The sequence below is a fragment of the Pseudomonas sp. MM227 genome, assembly GCF_947090715.1.
Classification (GTDB): Bacteria; Pseudomonadota; Gammaproteobacteria; order Pseudomonadales; family Pseudomonadaceae; genus Aquipseudomonas; species Aquipseudomonas baltica.
Genome location: NZ_OX352319.1, coordinates 470383 through 487372, shown reverse-complemented (window position 1 = coordinate 487372; position 16990 = coordinate 470383). Strand labels below are relative to the sequence as shown.

The window sequence follows — 16990 nt, the reverse complement described above, 5'->3', positions numbered from 1 at the left end:
GACGGGGAAAGCCGATCAGGGCTTGTACTTCTCCATGAAGCGGAAGAAATCGCTCTTGGAGTCCAGCACCATCACGTCGCTCTTGTTGGCGAAGCTCTGGCGGTATGCCTGCAGGCTGCGGAAGAAGGAATAGAATTCCTGGTCCTGACCATAGGCCTGGGCGTAGATGGACGCTGCCTGCGCATCGCCGTCACCACGCGCTTCCTCGGACTCGCGATAGGCTTCGGCCAACAGCACACGACGCTGGCGATCGGCGTCGGCACGGATGCCTTCCGCCAACTCGTTACCCTTGGCACGGTGTTCGCGCGCCTCGCGCTCACGCTCGGTGCTCATGCGCTCGAACACGCTGCGGTTGACTTCCTTGGGCAGGTCGATGGCCTTGACGCGCACGTCGATGACCTCGATACCCAGCTCCTTGTCTGCCATGCGGTTGAGCGACGTGGTGATGTCGGACATCAACGCGTCACGCTCACCCGACACCACTTCGTGCAGGGTGCGCTTGCCGAACTGGTCACGCAGACCCGATTCGAGACGTCGCGACAGACGCTCGTCGGCGATCTGCTTCATGCCGGAAGTAGCGGTGTAGTAGCGCTCGGCATCCTTCACACGCCATTTGGCATAGGCATCGACCATCACCGCTTTCTTCTCCAGGGTCAGGAACCGCTGGGTCGGGGCGTCGAGGGTCATCAGCCGCGCATCGAACTTGCGCACCTGGTTGACGTACGGCAGCTTCACATGCAGGCCGGGCTGGACATCGGCCTGGACCACGCGACCGAATTGCAGGAGGACCGCACGTTCGGTTTGCGCAACGATGTAGAAGCAGTTCCATGCTGCCACCGCCAGAACGACGGTGACGACAAGGGCGATCACAGATTTATTGCCCATCAGCGACTCTCCCTTGAACGCATTTCACGCTGTTGCTGCTGCAGGTCGGCCGCAGCGCGTGCGCCGGCGGCGTCGCTGGCCGAGGCCGGCGTGCTGGCGGCAGGCGTGCTGCCGTTGTTGCGGTCGCCACCGACCATCTTGTCCAGCGGCAGGTAGATCAGGTTGTTCTGACCTTCCTTGCTGGCCACCAGCACCTTGCTGGTGTTGCTGTACACGTCCTGCATGGTTTCCAGGTACAGGCGCTGACGGGTCACGTCGGGTGCCTTGCGGTACTCGGTGACCAGCTTGGTGAAGCGGTCGGCCTCACCCTTGGCACGCGATACCACTTCGTCGCGGTAGCCGTTGGCATCTTCGATGATGCGCTGGGCCTGCCCGCGAGCCTCGGGAATCACGCCGTTGGCATAGCCTTCGGCCTGGTTGCGCGAGCGCTGCTCGTCTTCCCGGGCGCGGATCACGTCGTCGAAGGCTTCCTGCACTTCACGCGGGGCTGCCGCGCTCTGCACGTTGACCTGGGTCACGGTGATACCGGTCTGGTAGGTGTCGAGGAAACGCTGCAGGCGCTCCTTGATCTCGCCGGCCATCTGCTCGCGGCCTTCGGTCAGCACCTGGTCCATGGCGGTGGAACCCACCACGTGGCGCAGCGCACTGTCGGTAGCATGCTGCAGGCTGATTTCGGGCTGGTCGACGCGCAGGACGAAGTCCTGCAGGTTGGTGATCTTGTACTGCACGGTCAGCGGCACTTCGACGATGTTCTCGTCTTCGGTGAGCATCTGCCCCTGCTTGGTATACGAACGCTCGCGCGTGACGTTTTCCAGGTACTTGCGGTCGATCGGCGGGAAATAGATGTTCAGGCCCGGACCTACCGTTTCGTAATACTTGCCGAAGCGCAGCACCACGGCCTGCTCCTGCTCGTCGACCACATACACCGCGCTGTACAGCCAGATCGCGCCAAGCACGGCAAGGCCGATGCCCAACAGGCCGAGACCACCGCCCTTGGACGTGCCTCCACCGTCGCCACCGCCACCTGTGCGTTTCTTTCCACCGCCGAACAACCCGTTCAGGCTGTCCTGCAGCTTGCGGAAGGCCTCGTCGAGATCCGGTGGCCCCTTGCGGTCGCCTCCACGGCGTTTACCACCCCAAGGATCTTGATTGTTCGAGTTGCCACCCGGCTCATTCCAAGCCATAGCGCTCTCCATCTGATAAAGCAAAGACGCACCCACGGCGCGCCGACCAATGCTACAGAATGCCCGACATGACAGCACAGCTGCCACACGAGGCTTTTATTGCAAAGTGTGTTGCTCGATGAATTCAGCGGGCTCCATGCCTTCGCGACTGACCAGGCGATTGAGCTCCGCACGCGGCAGGCGTATTGCCAGCAGACTGCCACCTTGCTCATCATGCGCTTCGCTTTGCACCGCGCCCAGCGAAAACAGCTGGGCGCGCAGGCGGCCCAGTGTCTGGCCCAGCTGCAGCGTGCCGACGAACAGGTCTTCGCCGAGCAGCTCGGCAACCGCCTGCTTGACCAGCTCAAGGCCGCGCCCGTCGCGCGCCGACACCCATACCCTGACCGGCTTGCCGTCGGCATCGCGCTGTATCTGCGGCTCGACGTTCTCGAGCAGGTCGAGTTTGTTATACACCTCGAGGATCGGCAAGCCTTGCGCGCCGATCTCGGTGAGCACGGCCATGACCTGTTCGATCTGCGCCATGCGCTCGGGCTCATGGGCATCGATCACGTGCAGCAGCAGGTCGGAGTTGCTCGATTCCTCGAGGGTGGCGCGAAACGCTTCGACCAGCTTGTGCGGCAGGTGACGAATGAAACCCACCGTGTCGGCCAGGATTACCGGCCCCAGGTCGTTCAACTCGAGTCGGCGCAAGGTCGGGTCGAGCGTGGCGAACAGTTGGTCAGCCGCGTACACCTCGGACTGCGTGACGGCGTTGAACAAGGTCGACTTGCCGGCGTTGGTGTAGCCCACCAGGGACACCGACGGAATGTCGGCTCGCCGGCGGCCGCGACGTGCCTGCTCGCGCTGGCTGCGAACCTTTTCCAGGCGCTGCTTGATCTGCCGCAGGCGTACCCGCAGCAGACGCCGGTCGGTTTCCAGCTGGGTTTCACCAGGGCCGCGCAGGCCGATACCACCGCCCTGGCGCTCGAGGTGAGTCCAGCCGCGAACCAGCCGCGTGCTCATGTGCTCGAGCTGGGCCAGTTCGACCTGCAGCTTGCCTTCATGGGTACGGGCGCGTTGCGCGAAGATATCCAGGATCAGACCGGTACGGTCCAGCACGCGGCACTCGAAGACTTTCTCGAGGTTGCGCTCCTGGCTGGGTGTGAGGGTGTGATTGAAGATCACCAGATCTGCGTGCTCGGCCTTGACCTGGTCACGCAGCTCCTCGACCTTGCCGCTGCCGATCAGAAATTTGGCACTGGGCCGATGACGGGCGACATTGACGAATGCGACAGTTTCGGCGCCGGCCGAGATGGCCAGCTCCTGAAACTCCTGCGGGTCTTCGCGCGCCTCAGGGTCCTGACCATCCAGATGAACGAGGATCGCTCGCTCACCACCACCGTGGCGCTCAAAGAACAAGGCAGACTCCTATCAAGCGTTACCTGGGTCGGTGTCGCCCTGCTCGGATTCGGTCGCACTTGGCAGACGAATCGGACGCACCGGTACAACCGTGGAAATAGCGTGTTTGTAGACCATCTGGCTGACCGTGTTCTTCAGCAAAATGACGAACTGGTCGAACGATTCGATCTGGCCCTGCAACTTGATACCGTTCACCAGATAGATCGAGACGCCGACCTTCTCTTTACGCAAGGTGTTCAAGTAAGGGTCTTGTAGCGAATGCCCTTTTGACATGTGCCGCACTCCTTTAAGGATCAATAGTGGAAAAGCTTTGAAAAGATGAAGGCTCTGACCGTCAGACCCAAGGATAGACGGCAATTGCGGGACTCAGCTCAATATGGAGGCCGAACCCAGGTATTTCAAGGTGCGAGGCAGATTGTCGATGGCCAGGCTGTCGAGCCAGTGCAGATCGGCCCAACTGCGCAACCAGGTAAACTGTCGCTTGGCCAATTGGCGCGTGGCGATGATGCCGCGTTCGCGCATCTGCACCTCGGTCAGCTGGCCATCCAGATGATCCCAGACTTGCCGATAGCCCACCGCTCGTATAGACGCAAGCCCAGCATGCAAGTCACTTCGAGCACGCAAGGCAGTGACCTCGTCGACGAAGCCTTGTTCCAGCATTTGTCCGAAACGCACGGCAATTCGCTCATGCAGCACCGAGCGATCGGCGGGTGCGATTGCCAAGTGGGCCACAGTATAGGGCAATTGCCCGCTTGCCAATGCGCCTGCCTCGGTACTTTGCGCAGATTGTCGCGCGCGCAGCTCGGTCATGCTCGAACCACTCACGCGGTAGACCTCCAGCGCTCGGATCAGCCGTTGCGGATCGTTGGGATGAATGCGCGCGGCAGAAACCGGATCGACCGCCGCAAGCTGGTCATGCAGTACCTGCCAGCCGTGCAGCGCGGCCTGCGCCTCGAGATCGGCGCGCACCTGGGCATCGGCGCCCGGCATGTCCGCCAACCCTTCGAGCAAGGCCTTGAAATACAGCATGGTGCCGCCAACCAGCAGCGGGATGTTGCCCCGCGCGGTGATCTGCGCCATGGCTTGCAAGGCGTCGCGGCGAAAGTCGGCGGCGCTGTAGCTTTGCGCCGGATCGAGGATGTCGATCAGTGCGTGCGGATGGGCGTCGAGCACCGCCCGCGACGGCTTGGCGGTGCCGATGTCCATGCCGCGGTAGACCAGGGCCGAGTCGACGCTGATCAGCTCGCACGGCAGCACCTTGCTCAGCTCGATGGCCAGGTCGGTCTTGCCGGCGGCCGTGGGCCCCATGAGGAAGATCGCCGGAGGTAGGCCACTCATGTTCAACGCCCGCGCAGGAAGAGTTTGTCCAGGTCGTCCAGGCCCATCTGGGTCCAGGTCGGTCGACCATGGTTGCACTGGCCACTGCGCTCGGTGTTTTCCATATCGCGCAGCAGGCCGTTCATTTCCGGAATGGCCAGGCGCCGGTTGGCACGAATGGCACCGTGGCAGGCCATGGTGCCCAGCAATTCGTTCAAGTGGGCCTGGATACGGTCGCTGGTACCGTACTCCATCAGGTCGGCCAGGACATCGCCGACCAGGCGATTGGCCTCGGCCTGCTTGAGCAGGGCTGGAATCTGGCGTATGGCCAGGGTTTCCGGGCCCAGGCGCTGCAGCTCGAAGCCCAGCCGCTGGAACCACGCCGCGTGCTCCTCGGCACAGTCGGCCTCGCGTTGGCTCATGGCCAGCGATTCGGGCACCAGCAAGGGCTGCCCGCTCAGACCTTCGCTGGCCATGGCGATCTTCAGGCGCTCGTACATGATGCGCTCGTGCGCCGCATGCATGTCCACCAGAACCAGCCCCTGGGCGTTTTCGGCCAGGATATAGATACCCTTGAGCTGTGCCAGCGCGTAGCCCAGCGGGGGGATGTCGCCCTGGCTTGGTGGCAGGCTGGGAATCGGCGCGGTGCTGCTGCCGGCGGTAGGCAGCGGTGCGAAGAACTCCCGATAAGCGCTCTGCGCCTCGGCCACCGGCAGGGCAGCGGTCGGCCGTGGCGTGTATGAATACCCGCCGCTGGAACCCCCACTTGACTGCGGCTGGGCCATCGGTGAGTGCAGCAGGTTGGCCGCCAGGCCCATTTCACCCTGAGGGCCGAACTCGCCTGCCTGGACCCCGCTCGGCCGCAACGGCTGGGCCTGCGCCGGCGCGCTCGCCAACTGGTCTTCCGGGCGAACATCGGCCAGCGCCCGGTGCAGTGTGCCGTAAAGAAAGTCGTGCACCATGCGCCCGTCGCGAAAGCGCACTTCATGCTTGGTCGGGTGCACGTTGACGTCGACCACCGCTGGGTCCACTTCCAGAAACAGGACGAAGGTCGGATGACGGCCGTTGAACAGCACGTCGCGATAAGCCTGGCGTACCGCGTGGGCCACCAGCTTGTCGCGCACCGCTCGGCCGTTGACGAAGAAGTATTGAAGGTCGGCCTGGCTGCGCGAGAACGTCGGCAAGCCAACCCAGCCCCACAGCCGCAGGCCGTTGCGCTCGACTTCTATAGGCATCGCCTGTTCAAGGAACGCCGGCCCGCAGACCGCAGCGACCCGCCGTGCACGAGCAGTTTCATCATGGGCCTCATGCAAGCCGAGGATGCTCTTGCCGTTGTGCCGCAGGTGGAAGCCTACGTCAAAGCGCGCCAGCGCCAGGCGCTTGATGACTTCCTGCAGGTGGTCGAACTCGGTTTTTTCGGTCTTGAGAAACTTGCGCCGCGCCGGCGTATTGAAGAACAGGTCGCGCACCTCCACCGAGGTGCCCACAGGGTGCGCCGCAGGCTGCACGCGGGCGTCCATGTCGCGGCCTTCGGTTTCTACCTGCCAGGCCTGATCGGCCGCCGCGGTGCGCGAGGTCAGGGTGAGCCGCGCCACCGAACTGATCGAGGCCAGCGCTTCGCCGCGAAACCCCAGGCTCATGACGCGCTCGAGGTCCTGCAGGTCGCGGATCTTGCTGGTGGCATGGCGCGCCAGGGCCAGCGGCAGGTCGTCGGCCGAGATGCCGCTGCCGTCGTCGCGCACGCGCAGCAGCTTGACGCCACCCTGCTCGACCTCGATGTCGATGCGCCGGGCGCCGGAGTCCAGGCTGTTTTCCAGCAGCTCCTTGATCACCGAAGCCGGTCGTTCGACCACCTCGCCAGCCGCGATCTGGTTGGCAAGCCGCGGACTGAGCAGCTCGATACGCGCCGATTCAACCATTACTGGGACGCCAGGGCAGTGCTGGGAATGGTGACTTCCTGACCAATCTTCAATTCATCGGTTTTCAAGTCATTGGCGCTGCGCAAGGTGGCGATGCCCAAGTCGTAGCGCGCTGCGAGCATGGCCAGGGTCTCGCCGGGACGCACCACGTGAGTGCTGGGGCCGCGGGCAATCTTGCCGGTGTCGCGCAACCAGGCCATGTAGGTACCTGGCGGCGGGTTCTGCTGGAAGAACTGCTTCACGCCGGTACGGATGGATCGCGCCAGCGCCTGCTGGTGACCCGAGCTTTGCAGCTTGTTGGCTTCGTTGGAGTTGGAGATGAACCCGGTTTCAACGAGGATCGAAGGGATGTCCGGCGATTTCAACACCATGAACCCGGCCTGCTCGACCCGACGCTTGTGCAGCGGTGTCACCTGGCCAATGTTGCTCAACACTTTCTGGCCCACATTGAGGCTGGAAGTCAGCGAAGCGGTCATCGACAGATCCAGCAACACGCCGGCCAGCATGCGGTCCTTGTCATCCAGGCTGACGTTGCCGGCGCCACCGATCAAGTCCGAACGGTTCTCGGTATCGGCCAGCCAGCGCGCGGTTTCCGACGTGGCGCCGCGCTCGGACAGGGCGAATACCGAGGCGCCGAAAGCCGCCGAGGAGGGCGCGGCATCGGCGTGAATGGACACGAACAGGTCAGCGCCCTTCTTGCGGGCGATTTCGGTACGCCCGCGCAGCGGAATGAAGTAGTCGCCGGTGCGCGTCAGCTCGGCGCGAAAGCCTTGTTCGGCGTTGATCTGACGTTGCAATTCCTTGGCAATCTGCAACACCACGTCTTTTTCGTGCTGCCCGCGCGGCCCCGAGGCGCCTGGGTCTTCGCCGCCGTGGCCGGCATCGATGGCAATGACGATATCGCGCTTGCCGTTGGGCACCGGGGTCAGCTTGATGGCCGGACGCGTCGGCGTCACCGGCACCGCCGGGGTGATGGCCACGGCCGGCTGGGGTGGCGTGGGCTCGGCATCGGCCGCGGAGTCGAACAGGTCGACCACCAGGCGATTGCCATATTGCTGGTTGGGCGCAAGCGTGAAGCTTTTCGGGGTGATGGCCTTTTTCAGGTCTACCACCACGCGCAGATCGGTGGGGGTACGCTGTGCCGAGCGCACGCTGGTGACGGGCGAGTCGCCAGGCGCCACGCTCAACGGACCGGCCGCAGTGGCGCCGTTGATGTCGATGACCAGTCGATCGGGCGACGACAGCGTGAACACGCTGTGCTGGACGGGACCGGTGAGGTCGAAGACCAGCCGGGTGTTATCCGGCGCTCGCCACAAGCGCACGCTCTTGACTTGTGTAGCGGCCACGGCATTGACGACAAAACCCGTCAACATCAGACCAACGACCGCGACCAGCGCGCGAATGCGCATACCTAACCCCATCAATTTATTTGGATTTCTGTGCCACAGCGGCACACCAGGACTCACCGCGTGAGCCCTGTGGCGATAACTTCAACAGCCTTCCAGCCGCTTGCGGGCTTATGGTAATGGTCAGGTCCGGCTTTGGCAAAAAGCCTGCGCCTTGTTGGGGCCACTCGATCAGGCACAAGGCGTCCTCTTCAAAGTAGTCGCGGATGCCCAAATACTCCAATTCCTCTGGATCAACAAGACGATAGAGGTCGAAGTGAAAGGCTTTTATAACTCCGATCTCGTAGGGTTCGACCAGGGTGAAGGTCGGGCTCTTGACCGCTCCGACGTGGCCCAGGCCGCGGATCAGGCCTCGGGAAAAGGTGGTCTTGCCGGCGCCCAGATCACCCTCCAGGAAGATCAATCCGTGGCCCTGGATCACCTCTGCCATGCGCGCACCGAATGCAAGCATGGCCGCTTCGCCTTCCAGGTAGATTTCTACTTCAGACACGGATAATGCTCCTCGAGCAACTGACGAATGGCAGGTATCAGGTCGCTGGCCGCCAAACCACGACCGAGCTTGCCCAGCCGCTCTCCGGCGCCGGCATGCAGCCACACACCCAGGCAGGCCGCATCGAAGCCATCCAGGCTTTGGGCACGCAGGGCGCCGACCAGCCCGGCGAGCACGTCGCCCAAGCCTCCGGTGGCCATGGCGGGATGACCCTGATCGCAGATCGCCAGGCGCCCATCGGGCGCAGCGATCAGACTGCCCGCCCCCTTGAGCACGCACACTGCCGAATACTGACGCGCCAGGCGCAGGGCCGCCGCGGGGCGATCGGCCTGCACCTGCGCGGTGGAAATACCCAGCAGCCTGGCCGCTTCCCCTGGGTGCGGGGTCAGCACGGCATCGGCCGGCAGCGCGGCGGCGCCCTGCGCCAACTGATTCAGTGCATCGGCGTCCCACACCTGTGGTTTGTGCTGGCTGGCCGCCACCGACAGCAGGCTGCGGCCCCAGCTGGCCTGCCCCAGCCCGGGCCCGACCACCAGCACCGTGGCCGCTTCGGCCAGCGCCAGCAGCTGGTTGGCCGAGGCGATATCGGCAACCATCACTTCCGGCATGCGCGCCAGCGCCGGCGCCACGTGCTCGCCGCGGGTAGCCAGCGTTACCATGCCGGCCCCGCTGCGCAGGGCACTTTGCGCGCTGAGCAAGGCCGCACCGCCGGTGCCATGGTCGCCACCGATCACCAGTACACGGCCGTACATGCCCTTGTGCGCATCCATCGGCCGCGCGGCCAGAACCGGCAAGGTGGTGTGGTCGAGCTGCACGGCGGCCGAAGGCTGGCGCTGCCCCGCGTCGGGAATTTGCGTGTCTGGCGGCATGCTTGAACCTTTACTGTCGATGTCTGGCAGAATTATACCCACCTCCGCACAGGTTTCCTCGCTCGCATGTCTGCTCCCACCATCGACCTTCCCGCCCTGGCGCTCTCCATCAAGCAATGGGGACGCGAACTGGGTTTCCAGCAAGTCGGCATCGCAGGCCTGGACCTGGGCGAGCATGAACAGCACCTGCAGCGCTGGCTCGATGCTGGCTATCACGGCGAAATGGACTACATGGCTGCCCATGGCAGCAAGCGCTCACACCCCGAGCAGCTGGTGCCAGGCACCCTGCGGGTCGTTTCGCTGCGCATGGACTACCTGCCCGGCGACACCCAGATGGCGCAACGCCTGGCGCAGCCTGAAAAAGCCTATGTGTCGCGCTATGCCTTGGGCCGCGACTACCACAAGCTGATCCGCAAACGCGTGCAGCACCTGGCCGAACGCATCCAGCAGGACATCGGCCCGTTTGGCTTTCGCGCCTTCGTCGACAGCGCGCCGGTGCTGGAAAAAGCCATTGCCCAGGAAGCGGGGCTGGGCTGGATCGGCAAGAACACCCTGGTACTCAACCGCAAGGCCGGCAGCTACTTCTTCCTCGCCGAACTGTTCGTCGATCTGCCGTTGCCGGTCGATGAACCCCACGCCAGCGAGCATTGCGGACGCTGCACGGCCTGTTTGGATATCTGTCCTACCGCCGCCTTCGTCGGGCCCTACGTACTGGATGCTCGTCGCTGCATTTCCTATCTCACCATTGAGCTCAAGGGCCCCATTCCCACCGAGCTGCGACCGCTGATCGGCAACCGTGTGTTCGGTTGCGACGACTGCCAGATCGTCTGCCCGTGGAACCGCTTCGCCCGCCCTTCGGGCGAAGGCGATTTCCAGCCGCGGCATCAACTGGACAATGCCGAACTGGCGCAGCTGTTTTTGTGGGATGAAGACCGGTTTCTGAGCAGCACCGAAGGCTCGCCCCTGCGCCGCGCCGGTTACGAGCGCTTTCTGCGCAACCTGGCGGTTGGGCTGGGCAACGCACCGTCGAGCATCCCGGTGCTCGAAGCCTTGAAGGCACGCCGCGAACACCCCAGCGAACTGGTCCGTGAACACGTCGAATGGGCCCTGGCGGCCCACGCTCAACGATCGTCGTAGACGAACTTGGGCATTTCCCAGTGGAAACGGATAGCCAACAGGCGCAGCAGAAAACCGCCGAACAGGGTGATGGACAGCGCCTGAATCGGCACCAGCTCCAGGTAGGTGCAACCCAGAAAGCACCACGCCGCAGCGAATGAGACGCTGGCATACAGCTCGCGGCGGAACACCAGGGGAATGTCGTTGCAGAGGATATCGCGCAGGATGCCGCCGAAGACCCCGGTGATCATGCCGCTGATGGAAGCCACCAGATAATCGTGGCCCAGCTCCAGCGCGGTCATGGTACCGATCAGGGTAAACGCCACCAGCCCCAGCGCATCGAGCACCAGAAACAGCGAACGCAGGCGGCGCATGAGTGGCGCGATGAAAATCGTCACCAGCGCCGCCACGCTGGTGAGCACCAGGTATTCGGGATGCTTGACCCACGTCAGCGGATAGTTGCCGAGCAACACGTCGCGCATCGACCCACCGCCCAATGCAGTCACACAGGCAATCAGCACCACACCGAACCAGTCCATACCGCGCCGCCCTGCGGACAAGGCACCGGTCATGGCTTCAGCGGTGATGGCGATGAGGTAGAGGGTCAGCAGCATGGGAACCTGGAGCCAAAAGACGAGCAGTGTGATGGGCGCGGTATCGACTGCAACATGGGCGCCGCGATGATCCCTCATGATACCGGGCACGCACTGGCGTTGTCCGCTTCACGGGGTCCGGAGACACAGCGTGAGTTCATCGCCCACAGGATAGCTGCAACACGCCAATGCGTACCCAGCCGCGCGCTCCTGTACGCCCAGTGCAAAATCGGCCTCGCTGCGACATTCCCCTTTCAGGACTTTGATCTTGCACGCACCACAAATTCCAGCACGACACTGACTGCGCACTTTCAGGCCCTGGGATTCCAACTGCGCAAGCAGGGTCAGCGAATGAACCGCTTCGAACTCGACCCCCGACGCGGGGATCTTCAAACGCACCGTTCCAGTGTCGGCCTGCTTGGCGGGCAACGGCGAATCGGCCGAGCTGAATGCTTCGATAAAGTACTGGGCCCCACCATGCCGAACCTGCATGGCCCGGTGTATTTCTAAAGCGAATGCCTGGCTTCCGCAGATCACGATGCCTTGCGACGCCTCCAGGGCGTCCAGTACCCCTTGGTTTGGACGCCCCCTCCACAAGCAGCCGTTGTCTTGGTACAACGACTGCCGGGTGACATGGATGCGCAAAGTGAACCAGCGTTCGGCAAGCTCCAGGGTCATCAACTCGGCGAAGCATGGCACGGCTTCCAGAGAGGGCGTGCACAACAGCAATGTGATCCGTGGCACTCGGCGGCCTTGCCGTGCCCATTGCCTGAATTCGCGTATCAATGCCCAAGGCAAGGTAAACCCGATACCACCAGCCAACAGCGCCACGCTATCCAAACCAGAAAGTTGTTGCGCCGTGATATCTCCTGCAACGCCCACACAGCGCACCAGGGCGCCGACCATCAGATGATTGAACATCGTCTCTGACAACCCTTTGGAAGGCACGCGCTGGACGATGATCTCAACCTGCCAGCGCGTGGGGCAGGCCACTATCGAATAGCAGGCCGTGCGAACTTGACCGGTAGCACCTGCGTATTCAAGTATCAGGTAACGGCCTGGGACATATTCTTCTTCACGCTGTTCATCGAGCACCGTGAAGACAAATCTCCTCGCGTTCTCGGCAACGTCGCATGCCACATCACACCGTAGAAAACCTGGCCCAACTGGCTCTACTGCGGATGAATTATTCTTGGCCGAAAGCACCATCTATTCCAGACCTATACGTGCAAGGAGACTGAAAACCGACTCGGTGTAGACCTCTACTTCGCTTGATCGAGAACACTCCAGAAGCATTGCCTCATACCCCTGGAATCCCGCTAGAGAAAGCGCCCGAGCCCACGCACCCAGTTCGTTATCGGCAAACATCTCTACCGTCCTGGCAATCACAGCCTGCAAGTACGTTCGTTCGCCAACACTTAGCGTGTGGACGATATCGCACGCTACAAAACTGAAAACACTTGAATGGCTCCACTCATCCACTGCGTGAGTACGAGTCACCTCATGGCACACCTGCTGGATGGAGTCATCCTCGGACAAGGTTTTCAGGTAGTCAGTGATCAAGGTTTCACTGGCACAGGCAATACCGAATCGAGTGAGCCGCCGCTGCCACTCAGCCTTACATGTGGACAATATCTGGTCCCGCCAGCGGATGAGATTGAAGTCGCTGAAATCGAGGTAGGGCAGCTTGCGGTTCAGATAGATGTAATTGCATGCCGTGACTGACATTTTGGTATGGAGCGCTTCGTCAAGCAGCGCCTCAGACATCACTCGCTGCAGGATGTCGCGGTTGCGAGACTCAACAGGTGGCCTTTTGATGATGTCCTCGCAGGCAGGTGTCACAATGTCGCATTCGATATAAATGGTTTTGAGGTTATAGATAATCCAGCCATAGGACAGACATCTGGATTTCATTTCAGCCGTAGCTGCCTGCCAGGCTGGATGACTTCGAAACGGAACCAGCGACTCGCTAAAGTCCAACCTGCCGTGTTCGAAGAGCAATTCGCTGTACGGGGTCGCATCATTATTGACTGCTGCCCGTACGTTCCACAAAGAAGACAACTTCTCCAGCATGTTCCTGACGCCATCATGGCTTTCCGGACCAACTTCCATATTCACGTGCTGTGTACCTCTTTACCTGTAATGTTCAACCAATTGCGCCATTGATGGCATTCAAGTCTTTGCAAACATGCCCTGCGCATACAGCAACCGAATCCCGTCAGGCGTGGATTCCAACAACCGGCGCTCACCCGTTTTGCGTTGTATGTCGAGGGTGTAGCCCTCGCCTTCGGGGAAGCGGCGGACCACATCCGCCAATGCATGCTCGGCAGCGGCATGCTCTATATCGAACTGGCACCAGTACGCCCGGTGCAATTGAACGATGACGCGAAAGTGCTGCATGGTTTCTACTCTCCTGAAAGGGGACCCAGCACTCGGCTGGCCCAGTTCTCGATCTGCCCCGTTGTCAGGCGCCGCTCCACGAGTGAGCGCCAGGATGGTACGAGCGGCAGTTGCGCAAGTTGGCTCAACTCATCGAGGTCCAGCGGCCGTTCGTACAAGAGCGCGATGACTTTGCGCAACGGCCATCGAGGGATGGGGCGGCCCTCGAGCACCATTGCGTCGCCTGCTCGCAGGACACCGCCCTCGAGGACCCGGTAATACCAGCCGGTCATTGCACTGGCCTGCATGCGCAAGGCCATATCGCTCACCTCGAAGCGGTCGCTGAGCTTCCAGCAAGGCTGGCGGGTCTGGCTGACTTCGAGGAGCACGTCGCCGCAGCGAAAGATGTCACCCAGGCAAACGGTGGTTTCGTCGAGACCGACAGTCGACAGGTTCTCGCCGAATGCGCCTGGCCATGCAAGGCGTGGATGCTCGCCGATGAGCTGTGTCCACGCCTGATAGTGCTCGAACGGGTAGTGGTGAAGGGCTTTGTCGGGGCCTCCATGGATGCGGCGGTCCCCCTGCTCATCGCCTGTTATTCCCAGCGTTCCCACTTCAACCGGTCCGCACACCGACTCCTTGTCGATACCGGTGAAACTGCCTGGGCGCGTAAAACGGCGAGACTTGCCCGCGAGCACGTGCCGCAACTCGATGACGGACCGCGCCCCACTCATCGCAGGCGCGCCAGCCAGTCGATCAGGATCGTGCTGGCTGCTTGTACGCCTGCAGAACCCAGGGCCTGAGCCTGGGCGCGCAGTTCGCGAGGGTCGATTCGCTGTTGATGCAGTTCGTCGGCGTGGCCGACCAGCCATGCTTCGAGTGCCTGCGGTGCCACCTCGAGATGAAATTGCAGCGCGAGCAGCTGATCGCCCACGCTGAATGCCTGATGGGGGCAGGCGTCGGTACCGGCGAGCAGCGTGGCCTGCGCTGGAATGTCGAACTGATCGCCGTGCCAGTGCAGTACGGGTATTCCGTTCGCCAGGGGCGCCAGTACCGAGGCGCTTCCGGCTGCGGTCAGCGTGACGGGGCCGAAGCCGATTTCCTTATGGCCCATGGCGCCAACGTCGGCGCCCAGGGCGCGAGCGATCAACTGAGCGCCCAGGCAGATGCCCAACAAGGGTTTACCGTTGTCCAGGCGTTGGCGGATGAGCTGGAGTTCTTCCAGCAGGAATGGGTACAGCCCTTCATCGAAAGCGCCGATAGGCCCGCCAAGGATGATCAGCAGGTCTGCCGAGTTCACATCGAGCGACGCCAGCGGGTGCAGAGGCGCCTCTATCGTTTCGATTGCATAGCCTTCGGCTTCCAGCACCGCAGCCAGGCAACCCAGGTCTTCGAACGCGAGGTGACGCAGGACCAATGCTCTTTTCATTTTTGCACCAATACAATAATATGAATGTATGAATACATTATTGACGAATGCGTCCACTGCCGTCGAGATCGCCGACGCCATCGAGCGGCAGATCCGCCAGGGTGATTTGCTTCAAAACGCTTCGCTGCCTTCGGTCCGCAACCTGGCCATGCAGCTCGAGGTCAGCCCCAATACCGTCGCGGCGGCCTATGGAAGGCTGCGCGACAGCGGCCTGTTGATCACCGACGGGCGCCGCGGCACGCGCGTCAATGCACCTGGGTCGCAGGTCGCCGAACACGGCTTCGTTATTCCTCAGGGCCTCGACGACATGGCCAGCGGCAACCTGGATGCCGCGCTGTTGCCAGCCGCGGATCACGACTGGCTGCTGCGCAACTTCAAGCAGAATGGTTTCGACCAGTTCGGCGATGATCCACAGCTATCCGGCCTGGCACGCGACTGGCTCGTGAGCCAGCGATTGCCCAGCGAGCACGTAGGCGTGTATTGCGGGGCGCTGGACGCTGTGGAGCGAGCATTGCGGGCGCGCTGCCGACCCGGCGCCACGGTGCTGATCGAAGACCCGTGCTGGCCACCGTTGCGCGATCTACTCGCCGGGCTGCAGCTCAAGCCGGTGACCCTGGCGATGGACGACCGTGGCGCGCTGCCACCGGCGCCCGAGGTGCTGCGCGGTGCGGCGGCCGTGGTATTGACGCCTCGCGCGCAGAACCCGACCGGCTGTTCGTTCGACGCCCAGCGGTGGCGGCAGTGGTCGCAGGCCATGCAGGACCCGGTGCAGACCCTGTTGGTGATCGACGATCATTGGGGGCCGCTGAGCCAGGCCCCGATCATTGATTTGCAGCCGCTGCCACAGCAATGGGTCTATGTGCTGTCGACCAGCAAGTTCATCGGGCCCGACCTGCGGGTGTCGATTGCGGGCGCCAGCGCTTCCTTGCACGGCGAGATGCAACGCCAGCAGCGGGTCGGTCCGCGCTGGGTCAGTCTGCTGCTGCAACGGCTGACCGCCCACCTGTGGAACGCGATGCTGCAAGCGGATCGTTTGACGGCAGTTGGCGCCAACTATCGAAGCCGGCGGCTTTCGCTTCTCGAAGCGCTAGAACTCAACGGTGTGAGGCTGTCCAGCGCGGGTGAAGGTCTGCACGTATGGCTGCCGGTTATTGACGAGACATCGACGGTGCAGGCGTTGGCAGCCGCCGGCTGGGCAGTCCAGGCGGGCCAGCCGTTCCGGTTGCAGAGCGGGCCGGCGGTGCGTGTCAGTGTCGGCAACCTGGCTCATGCCGATATCGCGCGGTTGGCCGGCGATATCGCCAGTGCCATGCAGGCACCCCGGCGTCGGGTGTATTGAGAGAGGTAGGCTTGAGGGCCGCTTCGCGGGCAGAGGGATCGCCGCCCGCTTCGCTCCCACAGCAGAGGTTTCCGGGCTTCAGAACTTGATGAAATGCTTGCGGTAGTGTTGCAGCTCGGCGATGGATTCGCGGATGTCGTCCAGGGCCAGGTGGGTGCTGCCCTTCTGGAAGCTGTCCTTGACCTCCGGGGCCCAGCGCGCGGCCAGCTCCTTGAGGGTCGAAACGTCGAGGTTGCGGTAGTGGAAGTAGTTTTCCAGTTCGCGCATGTGGCGGTAGAGGAAGCGGCGATCCTGGCAGATGCTGTTGCCGCAGATCGGCGACTTGCCCTTGGGCACCCATTGCTCGAGGAAGGCAATGGTCTGCGCCTGCGCTTCGGCCATGCTGACGGTGCTCTCGCGCACCCGCTGGGTCAGGCCGGAGCCGCCGTGCTGACGGGTGTTCCACTCGTCCATGCCGGCGAGGATCTCGTCGCTCTGGTGGATGGCGATGACCGGCCCTTCGGCCAGGGTATTGAGGTCGCTGTCGGTGACGATGGTGGCCATTTCGATGATGACATCGTGATCCGGGTCCAGGCCGGTCATTTCCAGGTCGATCCAGATCAGGTTCTGTGGGTTCTGCATGAAAGTCTCCTCGGCGTAGCTGCGCAGTTTAGCCTAGCCGGCCGT

At 62.7% G+C, this 16990-nt stretch carries 17 protein-coding genes and 1 pseudogene; 2 read left to right on the top strand and 16 right to left on the bottom strand.

Annotation, left to right across the window (positions count from 1 at the left end):
- Window positions 1-15: 15 nt before the first annotated feature.
- From hflC to ONG87_RS02150, 9 genes and pseudogenes are all read right to left on the bottom strand, one after another.
- Complete coding sequence (gene hflC, locus ONG87_RS02190; RefSeq protein ID WP_122480370.1) at window positions 16-885, bottom strand: protease modulator HflC; 870 nt, start codon at window positions 883-885, stop codon at window positions 16-18.
- Window positions 885-2069 (bottom strand): FtsH protease activity modulator HflK, encoded by a 1185-nt coding sequence (gene hflK, locus ONG87_RS02185; protein WP_122480371.1) that lies wholly within the window; start codon window positions 2067-2069, stop codon window positions 885-887. The genes hflC and hflK overlap by 1 nt, the downstream gene beginning before the upstream one ends.
- Window positions 2070-2165: 96 nt before the next feature.
- The gene (hflX, locus tag ONG87_RS02180; protein WP_122480372.1) at window positions 2166-3467 is read right to left on the bottom strand and encodes a ribosome rescue GTPase HflX; all 1302 of its coding nucleotides are present in this window, start codon (window positions 3465-3467) and stop codon (window positions 2166-2168) included.
- Between the two features lie 12 nt (window positions 3468-3479).
- Window positions 3480-3740 (bottom strand): RNA chaperone Hfq, encoded by a 261-nt coding sequence (gene hfq, locus ONG87_RS02175; protein ID WP_043191144.1) that lies wholly within the window; start codon window positions 3738-3740, stop codon window positions 3480-3482.
- Between the two features lie 93 nt (window positions 3741-3833).
- Window positions 3834-4805 (bottom strand): tRNA (adenosine(37)-N6)-dimethylallyltransferase MiaA, encoded by a 972-nt coding sequence (gene miaA, locus ONG87_RS02170; RefSeq protein WP_264382125.1) that lies wholly within the window; start codon window positions 4803-4805, stop codon window positions 3834-3836.
- A gap of 2 nt (window positions 4806-4807) precedes the next feature.
- A complete protein-coding gene (gene mutL / locus ONG87_RS02165) occupies window positions 4808-6703 on the bottom strand; it encodes a DNA mismatch repair endonuclease MutL (protein WP_185794990.1) in 1896 nt (631 codons plus the stop codon).
- A complete protein-coding gene (locus ONG87_RS02160) occupies window positions 6703-8112 on the bottom strand; it encodes an N-acetylmuramoyl-L-alanine amidase (protein ID WP_192048115.1) in 1410 nt (469 codons plus the stop codon). The genes mutL and ONG87_RS02160 overlap by 1 nt, the downstream gene beginning before the upstream one ends.
- Before the next feature lie 16 nt (window positions 8113-8128).
- The gene (gene tsaE / locus ONG87_RS02155) at window positions 8129-8599 is read right to left on the bottom strand and encodes a tRNA (adenosine(37)-N6)-threonylcarbamoyltransferase complex ATPase subunit type 1 TsaE (protein WP_264382124.1); all 471 of its coding nucleotides are present in this window, start codon (window positions 8597-8599) and stop codon (window positions 8129-8131) included.
- Window positions 8587-9393, bottom strand: a pseudogene (locus ONG87_RS02150) (NAD(P)H-hydrate dehydratase); the annotation flags it as partial. The pseudogene ONG87_RS02150 and the gene tsaE, both read right to left, overlap by 13 nt.
- A 141-nt stretch (window positions 9394-9534) precedes the next feature.
- Between ONG87_RS02150 and queG the strand changes: the two are divergent.
- Complete coding sequence (queG, locus tag ONG87_RS02145; RefSeq protein ID WP_192059061.1) at window positions 9535-10605, top strand: tRNA epoxyqueuosine(34) reductase QueG; 1071 nt, start codon at window positions 9535-9537, stop codon at window positions 10603-10605.
- On the opposite strand, the gene ONG87_RS02140 is transcribed toward queG, so the two are convergent.
- The 6 genes from ONG87_RS02140 to ONG87_RS02115 all read right to left on the bottom strand — a co-directional run bounded on the left by ONG87_RS02140 (window position 10590) and on the right by ONG87_RS02115 (window position 14985).
- A complete protein-coding gene (locus ONG87_RS02140) occupies window positions 10590-11198 on the bottom strand; it encodes a trimeric intracellular cation channel family protein (RefSeq protein ID WP_185794985.1) in 609 nt (202 codons plus the stop codon). The two genes, queG and ONG87_RS02140, sit on opposite strands and share 16 nt — an antisense overlap.
- A 108-nt stretch (window positions 11199-11306) precedes the next feature.
- Window positions 11307-12272 (bottom strand): 2Fe-2S iron-sulfur cluster-binding protein, encoded by a 966-nt coding sequence (locus ONG87_RS02135; RefSeq protein WP_264382123.1) that lies wholly within the window; start codon window positions 12270-12272, stop codon window positions 11307-11309.
- A 114-nt stretch (window positions 12273-12386) separates the two neighbouring features.
- Window positions 12387-13289: a diiron oxygenase gene (locus ONG87_RS02130; protein WP_122480381.1), complete on the bottom strand. Its 903-nt coding sequence runs from the start codon at window positions 13287-13289 to the stop codon at window positions 12387-12389.
- 60 nt (window positions 13290-13349) lie between these two features.
- Complete coding sequence (locus ONG87_RS02125) at window positions 13350-13577, bottom strand: hypothetical protein (protein WP_049862045.1); 228 nt, start codon at window positions 13575-13577, stop codon at window positions 13350-13352.
- 5 nt (window positions 13578-13582) lie between these two features.
- Entirely contained in the window at window positions 13583-14290 is a 708-nt protein-coding gene (locus ONG87_RS02120; RefSeq protein ID WP_264382122.1) for an MOSC domain-containing protein, read from the bottom strand.
- On the bottom strand, window positions 14287-14985 hold the full coding sequence (locus ONG87_RS02115) for a glutamine amidotransferase (protein ID WP_264382121.1): 699 nt from the start codon (window positions 14983-14985) through the stop codon (window positions 14287-14289). Before ONG87_RS02115 ends, ONG87_RS02120 begins: the two co-directional genes overlap by 4 nt.
- A 28-nt stretch (window positions 14986-15013) precedes the next feature.
- On the opposite strand from ONG87_RS02115, the gene ONG87_RS02110 reads away from it, so the two are divergent.
- The gene (locus ONG87_RS02110) at window positions 15014-16324 is read left to right on the top strand and encodes an aminotransferase class I/II-fold pyridoxal phosphate-dependent enzyme (protein WP_264382120.1); all 1311 of its coding nucleotides are present in this window, start codon (window positions 15014-15016) and stop codon (window positions 16322-16324) included.
- 78 nt (window positions 16325-16402) lie between these two features.
- Here the strand turns inward: ONG87_RS02110 and orn are convergent, their stop codons facing one another.
- Window positions 16403-16945: an oligoribonuclease gene (gene orn / locus ONG87_RS02105; RefSeq protein ID WP_264382119.1), complete on the bottom strand. Its 543-nt coding sequence runs from the start codon at window positions 16943-16945 to the stop codon at window positions 16403-16405.
- Between the last annotated feature and the right edge of the window lie 45 nt (window positions 16946-16990).